The sequence below is a fragment of the Blastococcus sp. SYSU DS0510 genome, from assembly GCF_054050835.1.
In genome coordinates, this window is record NZ_JBJHAC010000004.1 from 202049 (window position 1) to 221308 (window position 19260).

A 19260-nucleotide genomic window follows, 5' to 3' on the forward strand; every position below is an offset into this window, starting at 1 on the left:
CGGCCGTCACCGGGCCGCCCGGACGTGGGGGTGGGCAGCGGACGGGCCCCCGCTGCCGGCGAAGGCGTTGGCCGCGGGGATGCCGCCGACGGCGTTGGCCATCAGGGTCCCGCCGTTCGCCCGTGCCGCACGGGCCAGCCCGGCCTGCACCTGGGGGGCCGCCGTCGTGGCCGGGTGGACGAAGGGGTGCGGGCCGGCGACCGGACCCCGCAGCAGACCCGACGGGCGGTACGCCTGGCCCCACTCCCCGCGGGTGGGCAGCCAGCCGCGCGGGTCGCGCGCCCGGGACGCGAGCGCAGCGGCCGCCCGTCCGGGCGCCGGGACGACGGCCACCGCGCGCTGCGCCTCCCGGCGGGTCATGCCCGAAGCCCGCAGGTGCTGGATCAGCGAGGGGCTGGCCAGCCCGCGGGTGCCCGTGGCGACCGCGTGGCCGGCCAGCGCGAAGGCGCGACCGGCCCCGAAGGTCAGTACCCCCACCGCGTCCCACAGCACCGCCGAGAGCTCCGCCCGGCCGCTCACGAGCAGCACGGTGTTGCCCACCAGCGAGACGGCGCCGGCCACGACAGCCAGCCCGGCGGACGCCGCCGCGAAGGGCTGGAGGCCCGGGATCGCGCCGAGGAACAGCGCCACGAGGCCGAGGGCCCCCGAGAGCTTCCCCGCCCAGCCGGTGACGGCGGCGACCACGTCCAGGACGTCGTCCCAGAGACCGTCCGCGAGGTCGTCCGCGCCGAGGACGTCGTCGATGGCGTCGGCGGCGGTGGTCCCCGCGGCGCACCACTCGGCCTCCAGCTCCTCGAGCTCCACGTCGGCGGCCCGGATGCCCCCGGTGGCCGCCGCGGCGTCGTCGTGCGCCCGGCGCTCGGCGACCGGGTCGGGCTCCGGCTGTGCGGCGGCCCGTTCGCGGGCCCGCCAGGCGGCGTCGCGGGCCTCCTCGGCCCGCTTCGCACGCGCGAGGACGACGTCGGCGCGGGCCTGGACGTCGTCGAGCGTGCGCGCGTACCCGGCGAGTGCCCGCGCCGTCCCCTCGTACCGGGCGAGCGCCTGCTCGATCGTGCCGGCCACCTCGGCGGTGCGCTGCCGGAAGGCCCGCCCCGCGTCGGAGTCCCACGCCGTCGCGCCGTCGTGGATCTCGCGGAGCGCCCTCGCCGCGGTGGTGATCGCCACGGCCGTGTCCGCGTACCGCTGCGCGAGCCGGGCGATCGCCGCGGCGTCGCCACCGACCGGGTCCGACGGGCGCAGCGGCGACCAGTCCCGCGGGCGGCTCACCGCTGACCGGCCAGCGCGGCGACCAGTTCGGTCTCGATCCGCTCGTAGATCTCCGCCGCGTCCTGAGCGGCCTGGCCGAGCCCCGCGATCAGCCCCGTCATCTCGGTCCGCCGCCGGTCCCAGTTGCCGCCGAACTCCCGCAGCCGCTCCCGCAGCCGGTCGTGCGCGATCACGTCCCCGCCGACGTCGGCGGTGTCCCGCGCGCCGTCGAGCTCACCGTGCACGACGAGCAGCGCGCGTCCCGCGTCGCGCAGGACCGCTGTCTCCACCTCCAGGCCGTCACCCACACCGCGGACCCTAGGCAGCGACGGCCCTCCGCCGGGTCCGTCGTCCACAGGCGGCTCAGGCGGTGCGGGGGCCCTCCCACAGGTCGATGCCGCCCTCGACGGCGTGCTGGTCGATCGCCGCGAGCTCGCCGTCGGTGAACGCGAGGTTCTCCAGCGCCCCGACGTTCTGCTCGAGCTGTGCCACGCTGCTGGCCCCGATGAGCACGGTGGTCATCCGTGGGTCGCGCAGAGCCCAGGCCAGCGCCATCTGGGCCAGCGACTGCCCGCGCTCCCGGGCCAGGCCGTCGAGGGCGCGGACGTGGGTGAGGGTCTGCTCGGTGAGCAGGTCGGGCGAGAGCGACTTGCCCTGGCTGGCGCGCGACCCCTCGGGCACCCCGCCGAGGTACTTGTCGGTGAGCATGCCCTGCGCGAGCGGGGAGAAGGCGATGCACCCGGCCCCGACGTCGGCGAGGGCGTCGAGCAGGTCCTCGCGCTCGATCCAGCGGTTGAGCATCGAGTAGGAGGGCTGGTGGATCAGCAGCGGCGTGCCGAGGTCGGCGAGGATCGCGGCGGCGCGCCGGGTCTGCTCGGGCGAGTACGACGAGATGCCGGCGTAGAGCGCCTTCCCGGAGCGGACGGCGGTGTCCAGCGCGCCCATCGTCTCCTCGAGCGGCGTCGTGGGGTCGGGCCGGTGGCTGTAGAAGATGTCGACGTACTCCAGGCCCATCCGCCGCAGCGACTGGTCCAGGCTGCCCAGCAGGTACTTGCGCGAGCCGCCGCCCTGGCCGTAGGGCCCGGGCCACATGTCGTAGCCGGCCTTGGTGGAGATGACCAGTTCGTCGCGGTAGGGCCGGAAGTCGTCGGCCAGGTGGCGCCCGAAGTTGGTCTCGGCGCTGCCGTGGGGCGGCCCGTAGTTGTTCGCGAGGTCGAAGTGCGTGATGCCCAGGTCGAAGGCCCGCCGCAGGATGTCGCGCTGGCGGTCGAAGGGCATGTCGTCGCCGAAGTTGTGCCACAGGCCCAGGCTCAGCGCGGGGAGGTCCAGGCCGCTCCGCCCGGTGCGGCGGTAGCTCATCGAGTCGTAGCGGTCGTCGGCTGCGGTGTAGGCCATGCACCGATCCTGCGTCACCGGCGGCCGGCCCGCCGCACCCACCCCGGATCGCCGGCGCCCGTGGGAGGGTCCCCGGCCCCATTAGGGTGGACGGCGGCCGCCCCGCCTTCCCCCTGGAGCTCCCGTGCTGCTGCGCCTGATCGGTCTCCTGCTCGTCGTGTGGCTGGTGCTCTCGATCATCGGCGCGCTGGTGGAGGGGCTCTTCTGGCTGCTGCTCGTCGGCGCGGTGCTCTTCGTGGCCACCGCCGCCTACGGCTGGCTGAAGCGCGACGACCGGGTCTGACTCCGGCGGCTGCCCGCCCGGGGGTCAGTCGCCGTCGGCGTCGCCGGCCGCCCCGCCGGCGTAGGGGTGCGGGTCGCCCACCTGGCCGGTGGGCGGCGGGCCGGACGCCGGCTGCTCGGGGACCTGGTCCGCGGGCGCGACGCGGACCGTGGCCTCGAGCGCGTCCAGGCCGATGGCGAAGCGGTTGTCGGTCACGGGGTCACCATCCACCCGCGGGAGCCGGTCGTCCAGACCGGCGGTCCGCCGGGTGCGCCGAGGTCAGGCTCCGCCCGGCCGGTGGGCGTAGGTGTGGCGGTAGTAGTCGGCCAGGCGCAGCCGCGAGGCGGCCGCCTCGTCGAGGTAGACCCCTGCCCGGCGGTGCAGCTGCAGCACCGAGGCGGGGCACATGCTGCTCAGCGGACCCTCCACCGCCGCCGCGACGGCCTCGGCCTTGGCCTCGCCCTGCGCGACCAGGACCAGCTCCCGTGCCTCCAGGATGGTGCCGAGCCCCTGGGTCACGCAGTGCACCGGCACCTCCTCCGGCGAGGCGAAGAACCGGGCGTTGTCCGCGCGGGTCCGGGGCGCGAGCGCCTTCACCCGGGTGCGCGACGTCAGGGACGACGTCGGCTCGTTGAAGCCGATGTGCCCGTTGGCGCCGATCCCGAGGAGCTGCACGTCGATGCCACCGGCCGCGCGGATCAGCCGCTCGTAGCCGGCCGCCTCGGCGTCCGGGTCCGCCGCGCAGCCGTCGGGCACGCGCACCCGCGCCGGATCGAGCCCCAGCGGTTCGACGACGGTGCGCCGGATGACCGACGCGTAGCTCTGCGGGTGCGCCGGCGGGAGACCGACGTACTCGTCCAGCGCGAAGCCGCGGACGCCGGAGACGTCGAGCTCACCGGCGGCCACCTGCCGGGCGAGCTCGGCGTAGGTGCCCAGCGGCGAGGAGCCGGTCGCCAGCCCGACGACGGCGTCCCTGCGCCGGCGGACCGCCTCGGCGACCCGCCGAGCGGCGACCCGGGCCACCTCGTCCGGCCCGGGCAGGATGACCACCTCCACCGGCCCAGGATCCCACCGGCGGGGGCCCGGGTGGCGCCTGCTCCTGCGACCTGCGGGTGGTCGCCGGCCGAGCGCTTCAGCCGCGGCCCCGGGCGGCCGATGGGATGGGGTGCGACGACTGCCCACCGTGATCCTGTCCGCGCTGACCGCGACCGCACTCCTCGCCGGCTCCGCCTGCGGCACGGCCGAGGACGGCGGCACGGAGGCGGGCGGTGTGACGTGCCGCGTCGCGGAGCTCCACCGACCGGGCGCGGGCGACGGGGTCTACCTGGGGGTGAACCTCGACTGGGGCGACCGGACGCTGGCCGAGCACGCCGCCGCGCTCGGCTCGCAGCCCGCCGTCGCCGTCTCCTTCACGGGCTTCCCGTTCTCCCCCGCCGACGAGGGCAACCTCGACGCCGCCGTCGAGCAGGTGCGCGGCGAGGGCGGCCTGCTGCTGCTCACCCTGGAGCCGCACGAGGGCCTGGCCGCCGTCACCGAGGACGTCTCGATCGGCCTGGCCGAGCGGCTGGCCGGCTACAACGAGCGCGGCGTGCCCGTCGTGGTCCGGTTCGCCCACGAGATGAACGGCTCCTGGTACCCGTGGGGCCAGCAGCCGGGCGCCTACGTCCAGGCGTTCCGGCGGGTGGCCGCCGCCGTCCACGCGGGGGCGCCGGGCTCGGCGGTGATGTGGGCACCCAACTACGGCGGCGGCTACCCCTTCATCGGCGGCGCCCACGCGGCGACCGGGCCCGGCGACGTCGCCGCGCTGGACACCGACGGCGACGGCGCGGTCTCGGCGGCCGACGACCCCTACGCCCCGTACTGGCCGGGCGAGGACGCCGTCGACTGGGTCGGGATGTCGCTCTACCACTGGGGCGACGCCCACCCGTGGGGCGAGAACGAGGTGCCCGAGGCCGGCAAGTTCCTCGCCCAGCTGACCGGCAGCTACGCCGGGCGGGGCGGCGACGACCGCGGGCTACCGGACTTCCACGCCGAGTACGGCGAGCGGTACGGCAAGCCGGTCGCCGTCCCGGAGACCGCGGCGTTCTTCGCCCCGGGCGGCGGCGGCGCCGGCGAGCTGGCCGTCAAGCAGGCATGGTGGCAACAGCTGTTCGACCCGGGGCTGCCCGAGCGCCTGCCCCGCCTGGCGATGGTCAACTGGTTCGAGTGGGCCAAGGAGGAGCCGGAGGTCGGCGGCCGGGTGGACTGGCGCGCGACCGGGTCCGCGCCGGTGCGCGACGCCTTCCGCGCCGACCTGCCGGAGTGGGCCCTCGGCGCCGGCGACGTCCCCCGCTGCGGCGGCTGACCCGGCAGCCGGCAGCACGGCCCGCCGGGCGCGCAGCACCCCGCAGACGACCAGCGAGCAGCACAGCCCGACGCCGGCGGACAGCCACACCGCGGCCTGGTCGAGGCACCACCCGTAGCCGGTCCACGCGGCGCAGGAGCCCGAGCCGAGCCACCACCGCGCCGGCGAGAGCCCGGAGAGATCCTGGGTGCGGTCGCGCAGCAGGCTGACCGGCTGCGGCAGCGCCGCCGCCGCGCCGACCACGGAGGCGACGCCGCCCAGCAGCGCCGCGGCCGCCGCCGGGTCGGCGCCGAGCAGCCCCGCGCCGGCGAGCCCCCCGGTGGCCAGCGCGGCGAGGACGGCGGCGCCGGACGCCGTCCGCAGGAGCACCCGCCCGGCGCGCAGCCGCGGCTGCGTGAGCAGCAGCGCCACGAGGACGGCGGCGTTGCCGGAACCGACGACGGCGTTGGTGGCGATCTGCACGGGATCGCGGGAGAGCAGGCCGAAGGCGAGCCAGCAGAGGTTGAGCGCGACGGCGAGCCAGGCGCTGGTGGGCGAGAGACCGAGGGTGCGGCGGTGCCGGCAGGAGAGCCAGACCTGGGGCCAGACGACGGCGATGCTGAGCGCGGCCGCGAGGATGCCGAGAGCGGCGGACATGGTGGAGCCGGGATCCGTTCGGAGTCGGTGCGAGGAGTGGCCACCGGGACGGGGGGGCGCGCTCGTCGGGAGCGACGCCCGGCGGAGGCCAGGCGGTGACCGGGGACGTCATCGGCTTCCCGCCTCCGTGACCGGAACGTGATCTTCTGCTTCCGCCGTGTGACCTCCGCCGCACGCTCCTAGGCTGGGCGGCCGTGACCCCCCGGACCGAGACCATCCGCGCCGCCGCGGGCTACCTGCGGTCGTGGCTGGACGCGCAGGTGCGGCACCGCCGCGTACCGGGCGCGCAGGTGGCGGTCCGCCACGGCGGTGAGCTGGTGCTCTCGGCCGCGTTCGGGGTCGCCGACGTCTCCACCGGCGTTCCGCTGACCCCCGCACACCTCTTCCGCGTCGCCTCGCACTCCAAGACGTTCACCGCGACCCTCGTGCTCCAGCAGGTGGAGGCGGGGCGGATGCGGCTGGACGACCCGATCGGCGGGCACGTGCCGGAGCTGGCGGCGGCCGGCTCACCGGTGGCCCGCGTGACCGTCCGGGAGCTCCTCGGCCACCAGGCCGGCGTCACCCGGGACGGCGCCGACGCCGATTTCTGGCAGCTGGAGCAGCCGTTCCCGGACCGGTCGGGGGTGATCGCGGCGGCGCTGCGGGCGGGCCCCGTGCTCCGCCGCAACGAGCACTTCAAGTACTCCAACGTCGGCTACGCGCTGGTCGGCCTGGCGATCGAGGCCGTCACCGGCACTCCCTACGCCGAGGCGGTGCGGACCGGGATCCTCGAGCCGCTCGGCCTCACCCGCACCGGGGCCGACCACGACCCCGCGCGGGCCGGCGAGCACGTCAGCGGGCACACCGGGCTGCTGCTGGGCGAGGACACCCGCGAGCCCCTCGGCTCGGTCGGCACCGGGGCCTTCGCGGCGGCGACCGGGTTCTTCTCCACCGCCGAGGACCTGGCCCTCTACGGCTCGGCGCACGCGCTCGGGGACGACCGGCTGCTCGGCGACGACGCGAAGCGGCTGATGCAGCGCGTGGAGTCCGTGGTCACCGCCTACGGCACCGAGGTGGCCCGGTACGGGTTGGGGCTGGCGCTGACCACCGTCGGCGAGCGGCAGCTGATCGGGCACAGCGGCGGGTGGCCGGGGCAGATCACCGTCACCTTCGTGGACCCCGCCGACGGGCTGGTCGTCAGCGTGCTCACCAACGCGATCGACGGCCCGGCCGAGGAGCTGGCGACCGGGCTGGTGAAGCTGGTCGACGTCGCGCTGCACCCGCGCGCCGAGGTGCCGGCCGCGCCGCCCGGCGCGCCGCCGCCGTCGTCGTCCACCGGCCGGTTCGCCGGCCTGTGGGGCGTGGTCGACGTCGCCGAGCTCGCCGGGCGGCTGGTGCTCGTGCGGCCGACCTGGCCCGACCCCCTGCCCGGGGTCGAGGAGCTGCAGGTGGTCGACGCCGGCACGCTGCGGATCGCCCCGCAGCCGGGGTTCGGGCCGGCCGGCGAGCTCGTGCCGCTGGAGCGGGACGCCGGCGGCCGGTTCGTGTCGCTGCGGCTGGGCGGCGTGACCTACCGGCGGCTCCCCGACTAGGAGCCTGCTGGACAAGGGGGCTTGCCGGCGGACCCGCACGCCATGGAGGAGGCCGCGACCAGCCACCCGTCGGCGGCCGGGCGGCGGTGGCCGGGCGGCGGTGGCGGTGACCTGCCGGCTGCCCGACCGGCGCCCCGCCCGTCCCGCTCCGTCGGCGGCGCCTCCGGCCCGCGAGCCCGTCGGGAGCCAGGCGCGACGGTCAGCGGACCGTCGCGGGTCCGGGGTGGAAGGGGGCGCCGTGCGCGCAGACCACGAGGGTGGCGAGGTCGAGCACGCGCTCGCGCTGCCGGCGCAGCTCGTCGCGGTCGTGGCTGTAGGGGTCGTCGGCCGGTCCCTCCTCGGTCCACCACAGGTGCGTGAGGGCGACGACGTCGTCGGGCGTGCCGACCAGCGTGGTGATGTCCTGCGGGGTGTGCCCGGGCGTGGCCAGCAGCCGGATGCCGGGACTGAGCTGCACGCCGTCGGCGGCCCTGCGGGTGAAGGTGTCCCCCTCGATGACGGACTGGAAGTCGTGCACCGGCACCACCGGGAAGAGCGCGACGTTGAGCGTGTGGTCCAGGTGGTGGTGGCTGACGACGATGTCGGTGACGTCCTCGGGGCGGACACCGAGTGCGCGCATCGGGGCGAGGATGAGGTCCCGGTCGGACACCATGCCGGGATCCACCACGACCACCCGGTCGGCGTCCCGGACGAGGCTCACCGTGCCCGCCACGTGCGGCATGCGCACGTACCCCTCGACGAGGACGTCCAGGCGGGCGGTGCGCGACAGCTCCGGCATGCGCGGACCGTAGCAACCGCGGCGCCCCGGCGCCGGGTCGCCGTGGGGCCCCGACCCGGCGGTGGGCCGGACCCGGCCAGGGATCCGCCGGGCCTACCCGCCGGCCGGTGCCGGGGCGCGCGGGCCGCTCGCGGAACGGCCGAGCTCCTGCTGGTGTGCGGCGACGTCGCGCGCCGATACTCGGTAGTGCCGGCAGGACGATCGACCGCGCCGACCGTGGGCCGGCCCGGCCCGGCGATGTCGTACGAGGACGTCCCGCCGCCCACGGCCCACCGCGCCGGACGGCTCCAGCGCCGGCACCGCACCGGGGCATGAGCACCGGGAGCCCGCTGCGACTGGCTGCTCCAGCCCGACGGCACCGGCGTCGTGGAGCTGGCGGCGGCGAGCGGCCTGCCGCTCATGCGCCGTCCGGCCCCGTTCGCCGCGCACACCCTCGGCTTCGGGCAGGGCGTCGCGGCCGCGCTGGACCACGGGGTGCGCCGGCTGCTGCTCGGCATCGGCGGGAGCGCGAGCACCGATGGAGGAACCGGCCTGCTCACCGCGCTGGGCGCCCGGTTCCTGGACGCCGGCGGCCGGTCGATCGGGCTGCGCAACGCCGGCCTGGCCGACCTCCACCGGGTGGACCTCGGCGCGCTGCGCCCGGTGCCCCCGGACGGCGCCGTGGTGCTCGGCGACGTCGACGCCCCGCTGCTCGGGGTCCGCGGCGCCGCCGCCGTCTTCGGGCCGCAGAAGGGCGCCGGCCCGGCCGACGTCCCCCTGCTCGAGGCGCGGCTGCGCCGGCTCGCCGAGCTGACCGGCGGCGATCCGGCGGCGGCCGGGACCGGCGCCGCCAGCGGGACGGGCTTCGGCCTGCGGCTGTGGGGTGCCGCGCTCTCCGCCGGCGCGGTGGCCATCGGGGAGGCGCTCGGGCTGCCGCGGCTGATCCCGGCGGCGGACGTGGTGATCACCGGCGAGGGTCGGTACGACGACCAGAGCGCCGCGGGGAAGGTCATGTCGCACGTGCTGTCGCTCGCCCGCCCGGCCGGCGTCCCGGTGCTCCTCGTCGCCGGCGGCGCGACCGCCTCGACCGGGGTGTTCGCCGATGCCGTCTCGCTGATCGACGTCGCGGGCGGAACGGAGGCGGCGCTCGCCGATCCCGGCCGGTGGCTGCGGTCGGCCGCAGCGGGCCTCGCCGCCCGCCGGCAACCGCCCGCGGCTCCGTGACGCTCGCGCGGCCCCGGAGGCGCCTCCTCCCGCGCCGCAGCGGACGCGGGCGGCACGGAGAGCTGAGACGCCACTGGCCCGGTCCCTCGCGGGACCGGGCCAGTGGAACGGGTGGCTCAGGCCACGGGGAGTCGGTGCACCCGAGCCCGGGACACCGCCGTGGCCGACCGCATCAGCTGCAGCCGCTGGTGGAGCCGCAGCCCTCGCAGACGTAGCAGCTGCCGGCGGGGCGCATCTTCGTGCCGCAGGTCATGCACAGCGGCGCGTCGGTGGCGGTGCCGGTGACCAGCTCGAGGAGCTCGGCCGAGGAGTGTGCCTCCTTGACCGACTTCGGGCCCTCGGGGGTGACCTTCTCCTCCGTCTTGGCGGTCTCGATCGGCGCGGAGCCACGCAGCTGCTCCAGGTCGACCTCCTCCTCCTGGACGGTGGCCGTCGACGCGGAGGCCCCGTAGCCGGAGACCTGCGCCGCCCGCTCCTCGGCGGTGAAGATGCCCAGGCCGGCCCGCTTCTCGACGGGCAGGTGGTCCAGCGCCAGGCGCCGGAAGATGTAGTCCATCACCGACTGGGCGATCCGGATGTCCGGGTCGTCGGTCATGCCGGCCGGCTCGAAGCGCATGTTGGTGAACTTGGAGATGTAGGTCTCCAGCGGCACACCGTGCTGCAGCGCCAGCGAGATGCCGATCGAGAAGGCGTCCATGACACCGGCCAGGGTCGAGCCCTGCTTGCCGAGCTTCAGGAAGACCTCGCCGAGGCTGCCGTCCTCGTACATCCCGGCGGTCATGTAGCCCTCGGCGCCGGCGACGCTGAACGAGGTGGTGACGCTCGTCCGCTTCTTGGGCAGGCGCTTGCGGACCGGGTGCGACAGGGCGGTGGAGGCGGTGGCCTCGACCTTGACCTCGTCCTTGGTCCCGTCGTTCTTGCCCTTGCCACCGGAGAGCGGCTGACCGACCTTGCAGTTGTCGCGGTAGATCGCGAGCGCCTTCAGACCCATCTTCCAGCCCTGGAAGTAGATCGTCTCGACGTCCTCGACGGTCGCCGTCTCCGGCATGTTCACCGTCTTGCTGATCGCGCCGGAGATGAAGGGCTGGACGGCGGCCATCATGCGGACGTGGCCCATCGGGGAGATGGCCCGCTCGCCCATGGCGCAGTCGAAGACCTCGTAGTGCTCCGGGCGCAGGCTGGGCGCGTCGACGACGTGGCCGTGCTCGGCGATGTACTCGACGATCGCCTCGATCTGCTCCTCCTGGTAGCCCAGGCTGCGCAGCGCCCGCGGCACCGTCTGGTTGACGATCTGCATGGAGCCGCCGCCGACCAGCTTCTTGAACTTGACCAGCGAGAAGTCCGGCTCGATGCCGGTCGTGTCGCAGTCCATCATGAAGCCGATCGTGCCGGTGGGAGCCAGCACCGAGGCCTGGGCGTTGCGCCAGCCGTTGTCGGCGCCGATCTCCAGGCACTCCTGCCACTGCTGGGTGGCGATCTTGAGCACGTCGGCGTCGTCGGCGCCGACCGGGCGGATGGCGTCGTTGGCCGCGGCGTGCTTCCGCATGACCCGGGCGTGGGCGTCGGCGTTGCGGGCGTAGCCCTCGTACGGGCCGACGATCCCGGCGAGCTCGGCCGAACGCCGGTAGGCGGTGCCGGTCATCAGCGAGGTGATCGCCGCGGCCAGCGTCTGGCCGCCGCGCGAGTCGTAGGCGTGGCCGGTGGCCATGAGCAACGCGCCCAGGTTGGCGTAGCCGATGCCCAGCTGGCGGTAGGCCCGGGTCGTCTCACCGATCGGCTCGGTCGGGAAGTCGGCGAAGCAGATCGAGATGTCCATCGCGGTGATGACCAGCTCGACGGCCTTCACGAAGTTCTTGGCGTCGAACGTGCCGTCGTCCTTGAGGAACTTCATGAGGTTCAGCGACGCCAGGTTGCACGAGCTGTTGTCCAGGCTCATGTACTCCGAGCACGGGTTGGACGCGTTGATGCGGCCGGTCTCGGGGTTGGTGTGCCAGTCGTTGATCGTGTCGTCGTACTGGATGCCCGGGTCGGCGCACTCCCAGGCGGCCTGGGTGACCTTGCGGAACAGGGCCTTGGCGTCGACGGTCTCGATCACCGAGCCGTCGAGGCGGGCGCGCAGCCCGAACTCGTCGCCCTCCTCCACGGCGCGCATGAACTCGTCGGAGACGCGGACCGAGTTGTTGGCGTTCTGGTACTGGACGCTGGTGATGTCCTTGCCGCCGAGGTCCATGTCGTAACCGGCGTCGCGCAGCGCGCGGATCTTGTCCTCCTCGCGCGCCTTGGTCTCGATGAACTCCTCGATGTCGGGGTGGTCGATGTCGAGGACGACCATCTTCGCCGCGCGGCGGGTCGCGCCACCGGACTTGATGGTGCCCGCGGAGGCGTCGGCGCCGCGCATGAAGGAGACCGGCCCGGAGGCGGTGCCGCCGGAGGACAGCAGTTCCTTGGAGGAGCGGATCCGGGAGAGGTTCAGGCCGGCACCGGAGCCGCCCTTGAAGATCAGGCCCTCCTCGCGGTACCAGTTGAGGATCGAGTCCATCTCGTCGTCGACGGCGAGGATGAAGCAGGCGCTGACCTGCTGCGGGGCGCTCGTGCCCACGTTGAACCAGACGGGGCTGTTGAAGCTGAAGTACTGGTGCAGCAGCATCCAGGTCAGCTCGTGCTCGAAGATCTCGGCGTCGCCCTCGGTGGCGAAGTAGCCGTGCTCGCGGCCGGCCTCGGTGTAGGTGAGCACCACCCGGTCGATGAGCTGGCGCAGGCTGGTCTCGCGCTGCGCGGTGCCGACGGCGCCGCGGAAGTACTTCGTGGTGACGATGTTGGTGGCGTTGATGCTCCACTCGGCGGGGAACTCGACACCGCGCTGCTCGAAGTTGATCGAGCCGTCCCGCCAGTTGGTCATGACGACGTCGCGACGCTCCCAGGTCACCTCGTCGTAGGGGTGCACACCAGCGGTGGTGAAGACGCGCTTGATCTTGAGGCCCTTGCCCCGGCTGGGCGTCTTGGTGCTGCGGCGGGTGCGGGGGCCGGCCACGCGGTCGTCGGTGTCGGTCATGGTGTGGAGCTCTCCCTGGTCGTGTGTCGCGTGGTGCGTCGCGGGGTTGCGCGGTGGTGCTGCGCGGTGGCGGATCGAGGGCTGGGGAAGAGCCGCGATCGGTAACTGCTCGAACTGCTGTCTATCGGGTGGTACCGACACTTCTAGGTGCCGGCGCCGGTGCCGGTGGGGACCGGCTGCCGGGGCGCGGGCGGACCCGTCTCCCCCGGTGACGAGGCGGGCTGCCGGGCCTTGAGCTCGGCGATCTCCCGTTCGAAGTCCGCCACCGAGGTGAAGGACCGGTAGACGCTGGCGAACCGCAGGTAGGCCACCTCGTCGAGCTCGCGGAGCGGGCCGAGGATGGCCAGGCCGACCTCGTGGCTCGGCACCTCCGCGGCGCCGGTGGCGCGGACGGCGTCCTCCACCTGCTGGGCGAGGAGCTTGAGCTGGTCCTCGTCGACGGGCCGGCCCTGGCAGGCCCGCCGGACGCCGGCGACCACCTTGCTGCGGTTGAACGGCTCGCTGACGCCGTTGCGCTTGACGACGGCGAGCACCGCTTCCTCGACGGTGGTGAACCGCCGCCCGCAGGCCGGGCACGAACGACGACGACGCGTGGTGGCGCCCTCGTCGGTCTCCCGGGAGTCGATGACCCGGCTGTCGGAGTTGTGGCAGAACGGGCAGCGCACGGTGGTTCACCTCCTCCGCCGGTGGGCCTGCCACGGGCCGCCTGTGGACCCCCCTGGGGACATCCGGTGGATGCGACGGGGAGAACCTGAGGATCGGCCTGTGGACGGGCTTACAGCTTTGTAACTACTAGATGTAGGGGAACCCTAGGACGGCCCACACAAGATGTGCAAGTGATCGTCGGCTCGGCGTGTTCCGCCCCGACACTGCCGTGCGCAGGCGGAACAGCGGGCGCCAGCCGTCACAGACACACCGCGGCGACACGCCGGCGCGGGCCCCGCCGCGGCGGCCCGGCTGCACAGGGGTCGGTCGGCGCGCGGCGGGCAGGAGCTCCGGCCGCCCGCGCCGGCGCGGGGGCGCAGCCGCCGGGCGCCCCGCCCGCACAACCACGGACGCAGGGCCGGACGCGGCGGGGCGCGCAACCGCGAAGGCCCGGCGCCGGTGCGCGCGCCGCCTGCCGATCAGGCGCTGAGGGACCCGTCCACCCGGGGTCGGCGGGAGTGCGGGATCTGGTCGCTCAACCGCATGGGGCGGGTCAGCAGCTCGGGCTCGAGATCCGCCGGCGGGGTCCAGTCGCGCCCGAGCGGTCGCAGCTCCACGGGCGGCGCGGAGCGCGCGGCCGGGATCGCCCAGGCAGGTACACCCCCGTCCCGGACCGGGGACGACGCGGCCGGCGTGCCCCCGGCGACGAGGGGGACGAGGTCGGCGTCGGCCGCCCGGTGCCGCCCGACGACCGGGCCCGGCGCGATGGCCGGTGCGCGGTGCCGACCGGGCGGGTGCACGGGCACGGAGGAGGCGGTCGCCGCCCGGACCTCGTCGCCCTCGGGTGCGCGTCGGCGACCACCCGTGCGAGCCGGAGCCGACCGCTCGGGGCGGCTGTCGCGCACCCGAGGGAGGCTGGCGGTCGCCTCGGGGTCGGTCGGCCGACCACCACCCGACCGAAGCGCCGGCTGCGCGGCCATCAGCTGCGTCCCGGGACGAGCGGACGCGGGTTCCGGGAGCCGCACGGTGTCCAGCGCCGTCCACATCGCCTGCTCGACCCCGTCGACCACGGTCCGCACCCACATCTGGCACGCGCCGGAGTCGTCGTGCCGCCAACCCAGCAGCTCCCCTGCCCGCCAGGCACCGGCGTGCAGTACGTCGACGGCCTGGGGATGACGGGTGAACACGGCGGCGCGGTTCTCCATGACGCTCGACACGCGACGACCGTAAGCGGATGACCAGCACTCAGCGTGAACGTGCCCATACGCAGGGTTGACGAAGTCGCCGATCCGCATTGTGAACGTCTCGCGTGGTGCAGGGGCACCCGTCAGGGCAGCAGCAGCACCTGACCAGGGGTGATCTGTGCGGTGTCGAGCCGGTTCAGCTGTCGGATGTCCACGATGACGTCCCGCACGTCCCGCCCCTCGGCCACCGCGCCGGCGATGGACCACAGGGTGTCGCCCGGCTCGACGATGACCTGGGTCGTCCCCATCAGCTCGAGCCCGCCGTCGGCCTCGCCCAGCACCGCACCGGCCAGGGCGACCAGCCCGAGGCCGAGCAGCAGAACGGCCACCGCCACCGCCCGGCGCCCACGCGCGGTCAGCCGCAGCGGCGGCCGCGGAGCGGCGCTCCTGCTACCGGGGGCCGTTCGCACGACGGTCAGGCGCCGCGCGGGCTCCCCCACCCGGTGCGCGACGGCCGCTGAGTAGGACGTCGGCGGGGGCAGCACCCGGAGGTGCCGGCCGGGCGGGGTCCCGGCGCCCGCCTCACCTCCACCGACCGGCGACCCGCCGGGAACCCGCAGCGCAGCGCCGCCGTTCATGTCTCCCACCCTCCCGACCGACGTGAGCCGGTCCGAACACACGTTCGATTCGAACGTCTGTCCGATGTCTACCGGACGGGACCGACAGAAGCGATGCGACACGGGGAACTTTCGAACACCTGTTTGAACTGGGCGGCGATCGGCGCTACGGTTCCACTCGACGACGACGGTCGAGCGCTGCACGGGCAGCCGGCGAGGAGGAGACGTGGCGGACTCGAAGGGGACCTCCGGCGCCGGTCGCGGCACCAGGGCAACGGCCCGGGAGGCTGACGGTTCCGCGTCGGTGCGGGCATTCCCCGACCGCACGGCGGACGGCGACGGCCTCACCCAGCGGCAGCGCCGGGTCCTCGAGGTGATCCGCGACTCGATCGATCGCCGTGGGTACCCACCCTCGGTCCGCGAGATCGGCGAGGCGGTGGGCCTGTCCTCGGCGTCCTCGGTCGCGCACCAGCTGTCGGTCCTGCAGAAGAAGGGGTGGCTGCGGCGCGATCCGAACCGTCCGCGCGCCCTCGACGTCCGGCTCCCCGGCGACGCCGCCCGCGGAGTGGCCGCGCACGCCGAGCCGCCGGTGGTCGGTGACGGCATGCAGGCGTCGGCGCCCACCTACGTCCCGCTCGTCGGGCGGATCGCTGCCGGTGGTCCCGTCCTGGCCGAGCAGGCGGTGGAGGACGTCTTCCCCCTGCCGCGCGAGCTGGTCGGCGAGGGCACGGTCTTCATGCTCAAGGTGGCCGGTGACTCGATGGTCGAGGCGGCGATCTGCGACGGCGACTGGGTCGTCGTCCGCCAGCAGCCGACGGCCGAGAACGGCGAGATCGTCGCCGCGATGATCGACGGCGAGGCGACGGTCAAGACCTACAAGCGGCGCGACGGCCACGTGTGGCTGCTGCCGCACAACCCGGCGTACGAGCCCATTCCGGGCGACGAGGCGACCATCCTCGGCCGGGTGGTCTCGGTCCTGCGGCGCGTCTGACCCTCAGGTCCGGCGGCGCAGCCGTCCGGTCAGCCAGACCGCGATCGTCGCCACGCCGGCGGCGATCAGGGCCGCGGCGATCGGCGACCGGTCCGACCGGGTGAGCTCGGCGAAGGAGGGCAGCGGGACAGCGTCGGGGGGAGCCGTGCTCGCCGCTCCGGCCGGCACCGGCACCACCGTGACGGGGCTGGGCAGCCCCTCGCTCGCGACCACGAGCGCTCGGCTGTCGGCGGTGAAGCTGATCGCCTCGCCCTGCGGCGACTCCGGGAGCGCCACCCGCGTCGGCTCCCGGGCCAGCGCACCGACGATGTCGGAACCGGCCAGGGGCCAGACGTAGGCGTCGGTGTAGGTGCGCAGGGCCAGCGCACTGCCGTCGACCGCCACGGCGCCTCCGGTGATGAGGAGCTGCCCGGCTCGGCCCACCGGCCCACCCGGGGTCCCCGTCAGGGTGATGTTCACCGTGCCCACCCGCTCCAGCGGCACCACGCCGCCGTCCACGAGCGCGCCGGCCGGCCGGTACACGCCGCTGGACCCGAGGACCTCCTTGGTGACGAGGTAGGGGGTCCCGTCCGGGGCCAGGAGCAGTGCCTCGGCGTCGTGCGCGCCGTCGGGGTAGGTCATCCGGTGCAGCGCGGCCGTGCCGTCGGGCCAGAGCACGTGGAGCGCCACGGTCGGGCGGACGCCGCCGTTGTCACCGATGTCGGCCACCCAGACGCTGCCGTCGGACGCCACGCCGAGGTCCTCGGGGTCGAACGGGTCGGCCGCACCGGTCTGGACGTCGACGACGGCGCAGGAGGAGTCCAGCCCGTGCACCGCGACCTGGTCGCCGCCGTCGGTGAGGGCGAGCATCTGCTCCCCCACGACCACCAGGCCGGAGAGCTCGGCGAGCCGCGGGTCGGTGATCGAGCACCGGACCTCAGGGGCCGGTGCCGGCGGGGCGGGCGAGGCGGCGGTGGGTGCCACCGGGGCGGGCGCCTCCGCGTGAGCCGGATCGGGCGCCAGCACGACCGTGCCGACGACCAGGGTGCTCGCGGCGAGGAGCCGGCACGTCCGGGCGCGGTCAGGGACGGGGACGGCCTGCTCGGGCACGTACCCAGCGTGACAGAACCACCGCGTCCAGTGCATGAACCACGCCCAACAGGACGATGCCGACGGCGGCCCCGACGAGCGCGTCGGTGACCCAGTGGAAGTCGAGCGACACCATCGCCACCCCCGTGGCGACCGGTCCGACCACGCTCAGCCACCAGAACGCCCGCTGCACGGTCGCCGGCAGCCCGTACTCGACCGCCTGCCAGCGGGCCACCCCCCACATGAGCACCGCATTGGCCACGTGCCCGGAGGGGAACGAGACGCCGTCGGCGTGGAAGAAGTAGGACCCCGGGAACGCCGGCGCCGTGCGCCCGAGGCCGTGCTTGATGGCGTAGACCACCGCGGTCAGCACCCCCAGGGCGAGGAGCACCCGGACCGCCGGCAACCAGGCGCCCCGTCGCCAGAGGAGGTGGCCGACCAGGACGGCGAGCACGACGAGGATCGTGACCCGCCCGCCGAGCTGGGTGACCACCCACACCGCCGGGTAGCCCGGCGTGTCCCGCAGGCCCCAGTCGCTCACGATCTCGGAGACCCGCAGGTCCAGCCGCTCGGACGGGCCGTGGGCGAGGAGGTCGGCGGTGATGAGCACCGCCACGACCAGCGCCGCGGCGACCAGCCACCACGGCGGCCGGCCGACGGGGACCACGGGCACGGCCCGCGGTGCCTCCGTCGCCTGCACGGCTCCCCTGGTCACGCCGCCACGGTACCGGGCCGTGACCGGATCGTGATCAGCGCAGGCCGGTCAGCCGACCGGGACCGCGAACTCCTCGAGCACCGCCGCCAGGGCGCCGTCGACCCGGGCGGTGAGCCGGGTGCCGCCGGCCTCGTGCAGCTCGCCGAGCACCTCGCCGTCGCGGTGCACCCGCGCCACCAGGTCCCCGCGCTCGTAGGGCACCAGCACGTCGACGTCGACGTCCGGGTGCGGCAGCCGCTCGGCCACGAGCCTGCGCAGCGAGTCGATGCCGAGCCCCGTGCGCGCGGACACCCACACCGCACCCGGCAGGGCCTGCCGGAGCATGATGATGTCCTCCTCGCTCATCGCGTCGACCTTGTTCACCACGATCAGCTCGGGCACCGCGGCGGCGTCGATCTCGTTCAGGACCACGCGCACCGCGTCGATCTGGCCGAGCGGGTCGGGGTCGGAGCCGTCGACGACGTGCAGCAGCAGGTCGGCCGCGGCCACCTCCTCCAGCGTGGAGCGGAAGGCGTCCACCAGCTGGTGCGGCAGGTGGCGCACGAAACCGACGGTGTCGGTCAGCGTGTACTCCCGGCCGTCGGGCGACTGGGCCCGGCGGACCGTCGGGTCGAGGGTGGCGAACAGCGCGTTCTCCACCAGCACGCCGGCGCCCGTGAGCTGGTTGAGCAGGCTGGACTTGCCGGCGTTGGTGTACCCGGCGATTGCGACGCTCGGCGTCGCGTTGCGGTCCCGGCTGGAGCGCTGGGTCGCCCGGGCGGTCGCCATGCCGGCGATCTCCCGCCGCAGCTTGCTCACGCGGGCGCGGATGCGCCGCCGGTCGGTCTCGATCTTCGTCTCACCCGGACCGCGGGTACCGATGCCGCCACCGCCGGCGACCCGGCCACCGGCCTGCCGGGACATCGACTCACCCCAACCGCGCAGCCGCGGCAGCATGTACTGCATCTGGGCGAGCTCGACCTGCGCCTTGCCCTCCCGGCTGGTGGCGTGCTGGGCGAAGATGTCGAGGATCAGCGCCGTCCGGTCGACGACCTTGACCTTGAGCACCTTCTCCAGCTGGTTGAGCTGGCCGGGGGTCAGCTCGCCGTCGCAGATCACGGTGTCGGCACCGGTGGCGGCGACGATGTCGCGGATCTCGGCGGCCTTGCCCGAGCCGACGTAGGTGGCGGCGTCGGGCTTGCCGCGTCGCTGGCTCACGGCCTCGAGGACCTGGGAGCCGGCGGTCTCGGCGAGGGCGGCGAGCTCGGCCAGCGACCGGTCGGCGTCGGCCTGCGTGCCCTCGGTCCAGACGCCGACGAGGACGACGCGCTCCAGCCGCAGCTGGCGGTACTCGACCTCGGTGACGTCGGCGAGCTCGGTGGAGAGGCCGGCCACCCGGCGCAGGGCGCCGCGCGCCTCGAGCGCGTAGGAGCCAGTGGTGTCGTCGGCCTCGTCCCACCGCTCGGTCGGGGCGGTACGGGGCTCGAGGTCGGCCTGCTCGTCGACGGGCAGGGCATCGGGGGCGGTCGTCATCGTGTCCAGCGTGGCACGGTCCTTCGAGGAAAGCACCTGAGT

18 protein-coding genes and 1 pseudogene are annotated in these 19260 nt (G+C 74.9%); 5 read left to right on the forward strand and 14 right to left on the reverse strand.

Annotation, left to right across the window (positions count from 1 at the left end; translation table 11 throughout):
• Positions 1-6 precede the first annotated feature (6 nt).
• From ACI79P_RS05335 to mgrA, 3 genes are read right to left on the reverse strand one after another with little or no spacing between them, the layout of a single operon-like run.
• Entirely contained in the window at positions 7-1266 is a 1260-nt protein-coding gene (locus tag ACI79P_RS05335) for a hypothetical protein (RefSeq protein WP_456579990.1), read from the reverse strand.
• On the reverse strand, positions 1263-1553 hold the full coding sequence (locus ACI79P_RS05340; protein ID WP_456579991.1) for a hypothetical protein: 291 nt from the start codon (positions 1551-1553) through the stop codon (positions 1263-1265). Before ACI79P_RS05340 ends, ACI79P_RS05335 begins: the two co-directional genes overlap by 4 nt.
• A gap of 55 nt (positions 1554-1608) precedes the next feature.
• The gene (mgrA, locus tag ACI79P_RS05345; protein ID WP_456579992.1) at positions 1609-2640 is read right to left on the reverse strand and encodes an L-glyceraldehyde 3-phosphate reductase; all 1032 of its coding nucleotides are present in this window, start codon (positions 2638-2640) and stop codon (positions 1609-1611) included.
• A 124-nt stretch (positions 2641-2764) separates the two neighbouring features.
• Between mgrA and ACI79P_RS05350 the strand changes: the two genes are divergently transcribed.
• Positions 2765-2923: a hypothetical protein gene (locus ACI79P_RS05350; protein ID WP_456579993.1), complete on the forward strand. Its 159-nt coding sequence runs from the start codon at positions 2765-2767 to the stop codon at positions 2921-2923.
• A 24-nt stretch (positions 2924-2947) separates the two neighbouring features.
• On the opposite strand, the gene ACI79P_RS05355 is transcribed toward ACI79P_RS05350, so the two are convergent.
• Both ACI79P_RS05355 and nagB read right to left on the reverse strand, forming a co-directional pair.
• Positions 2948-3118 (reverse strand): hypothetical protein, encoded by a 171-nt coding sequence (locus tag ACI79P_RS05355; RefSeq protein WP_456579994.1) that lies wholly within the window; start codon positions 3116-3118, stop codon positions 2948-2950.
• A 63-nt stretch (positions 3119-3181) separates the two neighbouring features.
• Positions 3182-3958: a glucosamine-6-phosphate deaminase gene (gene nagB, locus ACI79P_RS05360; RefSeq protein WP_456579995.1), complete on the reverse strand. Its 777-nt coding sequence runs from the start codon at positions 3956-3958 to the stop codon at positions 3182-3184.
• Positions 3959-4085: 127 nt separating this feature from the next.
• Here nagB and ACI79P_RS05365 point away from each other — a divergent pair, with 127 nt between their 5' ends.
• The gene (locus ACI79P_RS05365) at positions 4086-5246 is read left to right on the forward strand and encodes a glycoside hydrolase family 26 protein (protein WP_456579996.1); all 1161 of its coding nucleotides are present in this window, start codon (positions 4086-4088) and stop codon (positions 5244-5246) included.
• Positions 5247-5291: 45 nt separating this feature from the next.
• On the opposite strand, the pseudogene ACI79P_RS05370 reads toward ACI79P_RS05365, so the two are convergent.
• Positions 5292-5882 (reverse strand): annotated as a pseudogene (locus ACI79P_RS05370) (SemiSWEET transporter); the annotation flags it as partial.
• A 194-nt stretch (positions 5883-6076) separates the two neighbouring features.
• Between ACI79P_RS05370 and ACI79P_RS05375 the strand changes: the two are divergent.
• A complete protein-coding gene (locus ACI79P_RS05375) occupies positions 6077-7453 on the forward strand; it encodes a serine hydrolase domain-containing protein (RefSeq protein WP_456579997.1) in 1377 nt (458 codons plus the stop codon).
• Between the two features lie 199 nt (positions 7454-7652).
• On the opposite strand, the gene ACI79P_RS05380 is transcribed toward ACI79P_RS05375, so the two are convergent.
• The gene (locus tag ACI79P_RS05380) at positions 7653-8231 is read right to left on the reverse strand and encodes an MBL fold metallo-hydrolase (protein ID WP_456579998.1); all 579 of its coding nucleotides are present in this window, start codon (positions 8229-8231) and stop codon (positions 7653-7655) included.
• A 339-nt stretch (positions 8232-8570) separates the two neighbouring features.
• Here ACI79P_RS05380 and ACI79P_RS05385 point away from each other — a divergent pair, with 339 nt between their 5' ends.
• A complete protein-coding gene (locus ACI79P_RS05385; RefSeq protein WP_456580048.1) occupies positions 8571-9434 on the forward strand; it encodes a glycerate kinase in 864 nt (287 codons plus the stop codon).
• A 172-nt stretch (positions 9435-9606) separates the two neighbouring features.
• On the opposite strand, the gene ACI79P_RS05390 is transcribed toward ACI79P_RS05385, so the two are convergent.
• From ACI79P_RS05390 to ACI79P_RS05405, 4 genes are all read right to left on the reverse strand, one after another.
• The gene (locus tag ACI79P_RS05390) at positions 9607-12486 is read right to left on the reverse strand and encodes a vitamin B12-dependent ribonucleotide reductase (RefSeq protein ID WP_456579999.1); all 2880 of its coding nucleotides are present in this window, start codon (positions 12484-12486) and stop codon (positions 9607-9609) included.
• 143 nt (positions 12487-12629) lie between these two features.
• Positions 12630-13151, reverse strand: a complete 522-nt coding sequence (gene nrdR / locus ACI79P_RS05395) for a transcriptional regulator NrdR (RefSeq protein ID WP_456580000.1) — start codon at positions 13149-13151, stop codon at positions 12630-12632.
• A gap of 459 nt (positions 13152-13610) precedes the next feature.
• Entirely contained in the window at positions 13611-14348 is a 738-nt protein-coding gene (locus ACI79P_RS05400; protein ID WP_456580001.1) for a hypothetical protein, read from the reverse strand.
• A 110-nt stretch (positions 14349-14458) separates the two neighbouring features.
• On the reverse strand, positions 14459-14704 hold the full coding sequence (locus ACI79P_RS05405; RefSeq protein WP_456580002.1) for a LysM peptidoglycan-binding domain-containing protein: 246 nt from the start codon (positions 14702-14704) through the stop codon (positions 14459-14461).
• A 532-nt stretch (positions 14705-15236) separates the two neighbouring features.
• On the opposite strand from ACI79P_RS05405, the gene lexA reads away from it, so the two are divergent.
• Positions 15237-15923, forward strand: coding sequence for a transcriptional repressor LexA (lexA, locus tag ACI79P_RS05410; protein WP_456580003.1), 687 nt, complete (start codon positions 15237-15239; stop codon positions 15921-15923).
• A gap of 3 nt (positions 15924-15926) precedes the next feature.
• Here the strand turns inward: lexA and ACI79P_RS05415 are convergent, their stop codons facing one another.
• Genes ACI79P_RS05415 through hflX form a run of 3 tightly spaced genes read right to left on the reverse strand, consistent with a single transcriptional unit; the run spans position 15927 to position 19218 of the window.
• Complete coding sequence (locus ACI79P_RS05415; RefSeq protein WP_456580004.1) at positions 15927-17012, reverse strand: hypothetical protein; 1086 nt, start codon at positions 17010-17012, stop codon at positions 15927-15929.
• Positions 16984-17706: a phosphatase PAP2 family protein gene (locus ACI79P_RS05420; RefSeq protein WP_456580005.1), complete on the reverse strand. Its 723-nt coding sequence runs from the start codon at positions 17704-17706 to the stop codon at positions 16984-16986. Before ACI79P_RS05420 ends, ACI79P_RS05415 begins: the two co-directional genes overlap by 29 nt.
• Before the next feature lie 48 nt (positions 17707-17754).
• Positions 17755-19218 carry a GTPase HflX gene (gene hflX / locus ACI79P_RS05425; RefSeq protein WP_456580006.1) on the reverse strand — a complete coding sequence of 488 codons (1464 nt, stop codon included), beginning with the start codon at positions 19216-19218 and terminating at the stop codon, positions 17755-17757.
• Positions 19219-19260: the final 42 nt, after the last annotated feature.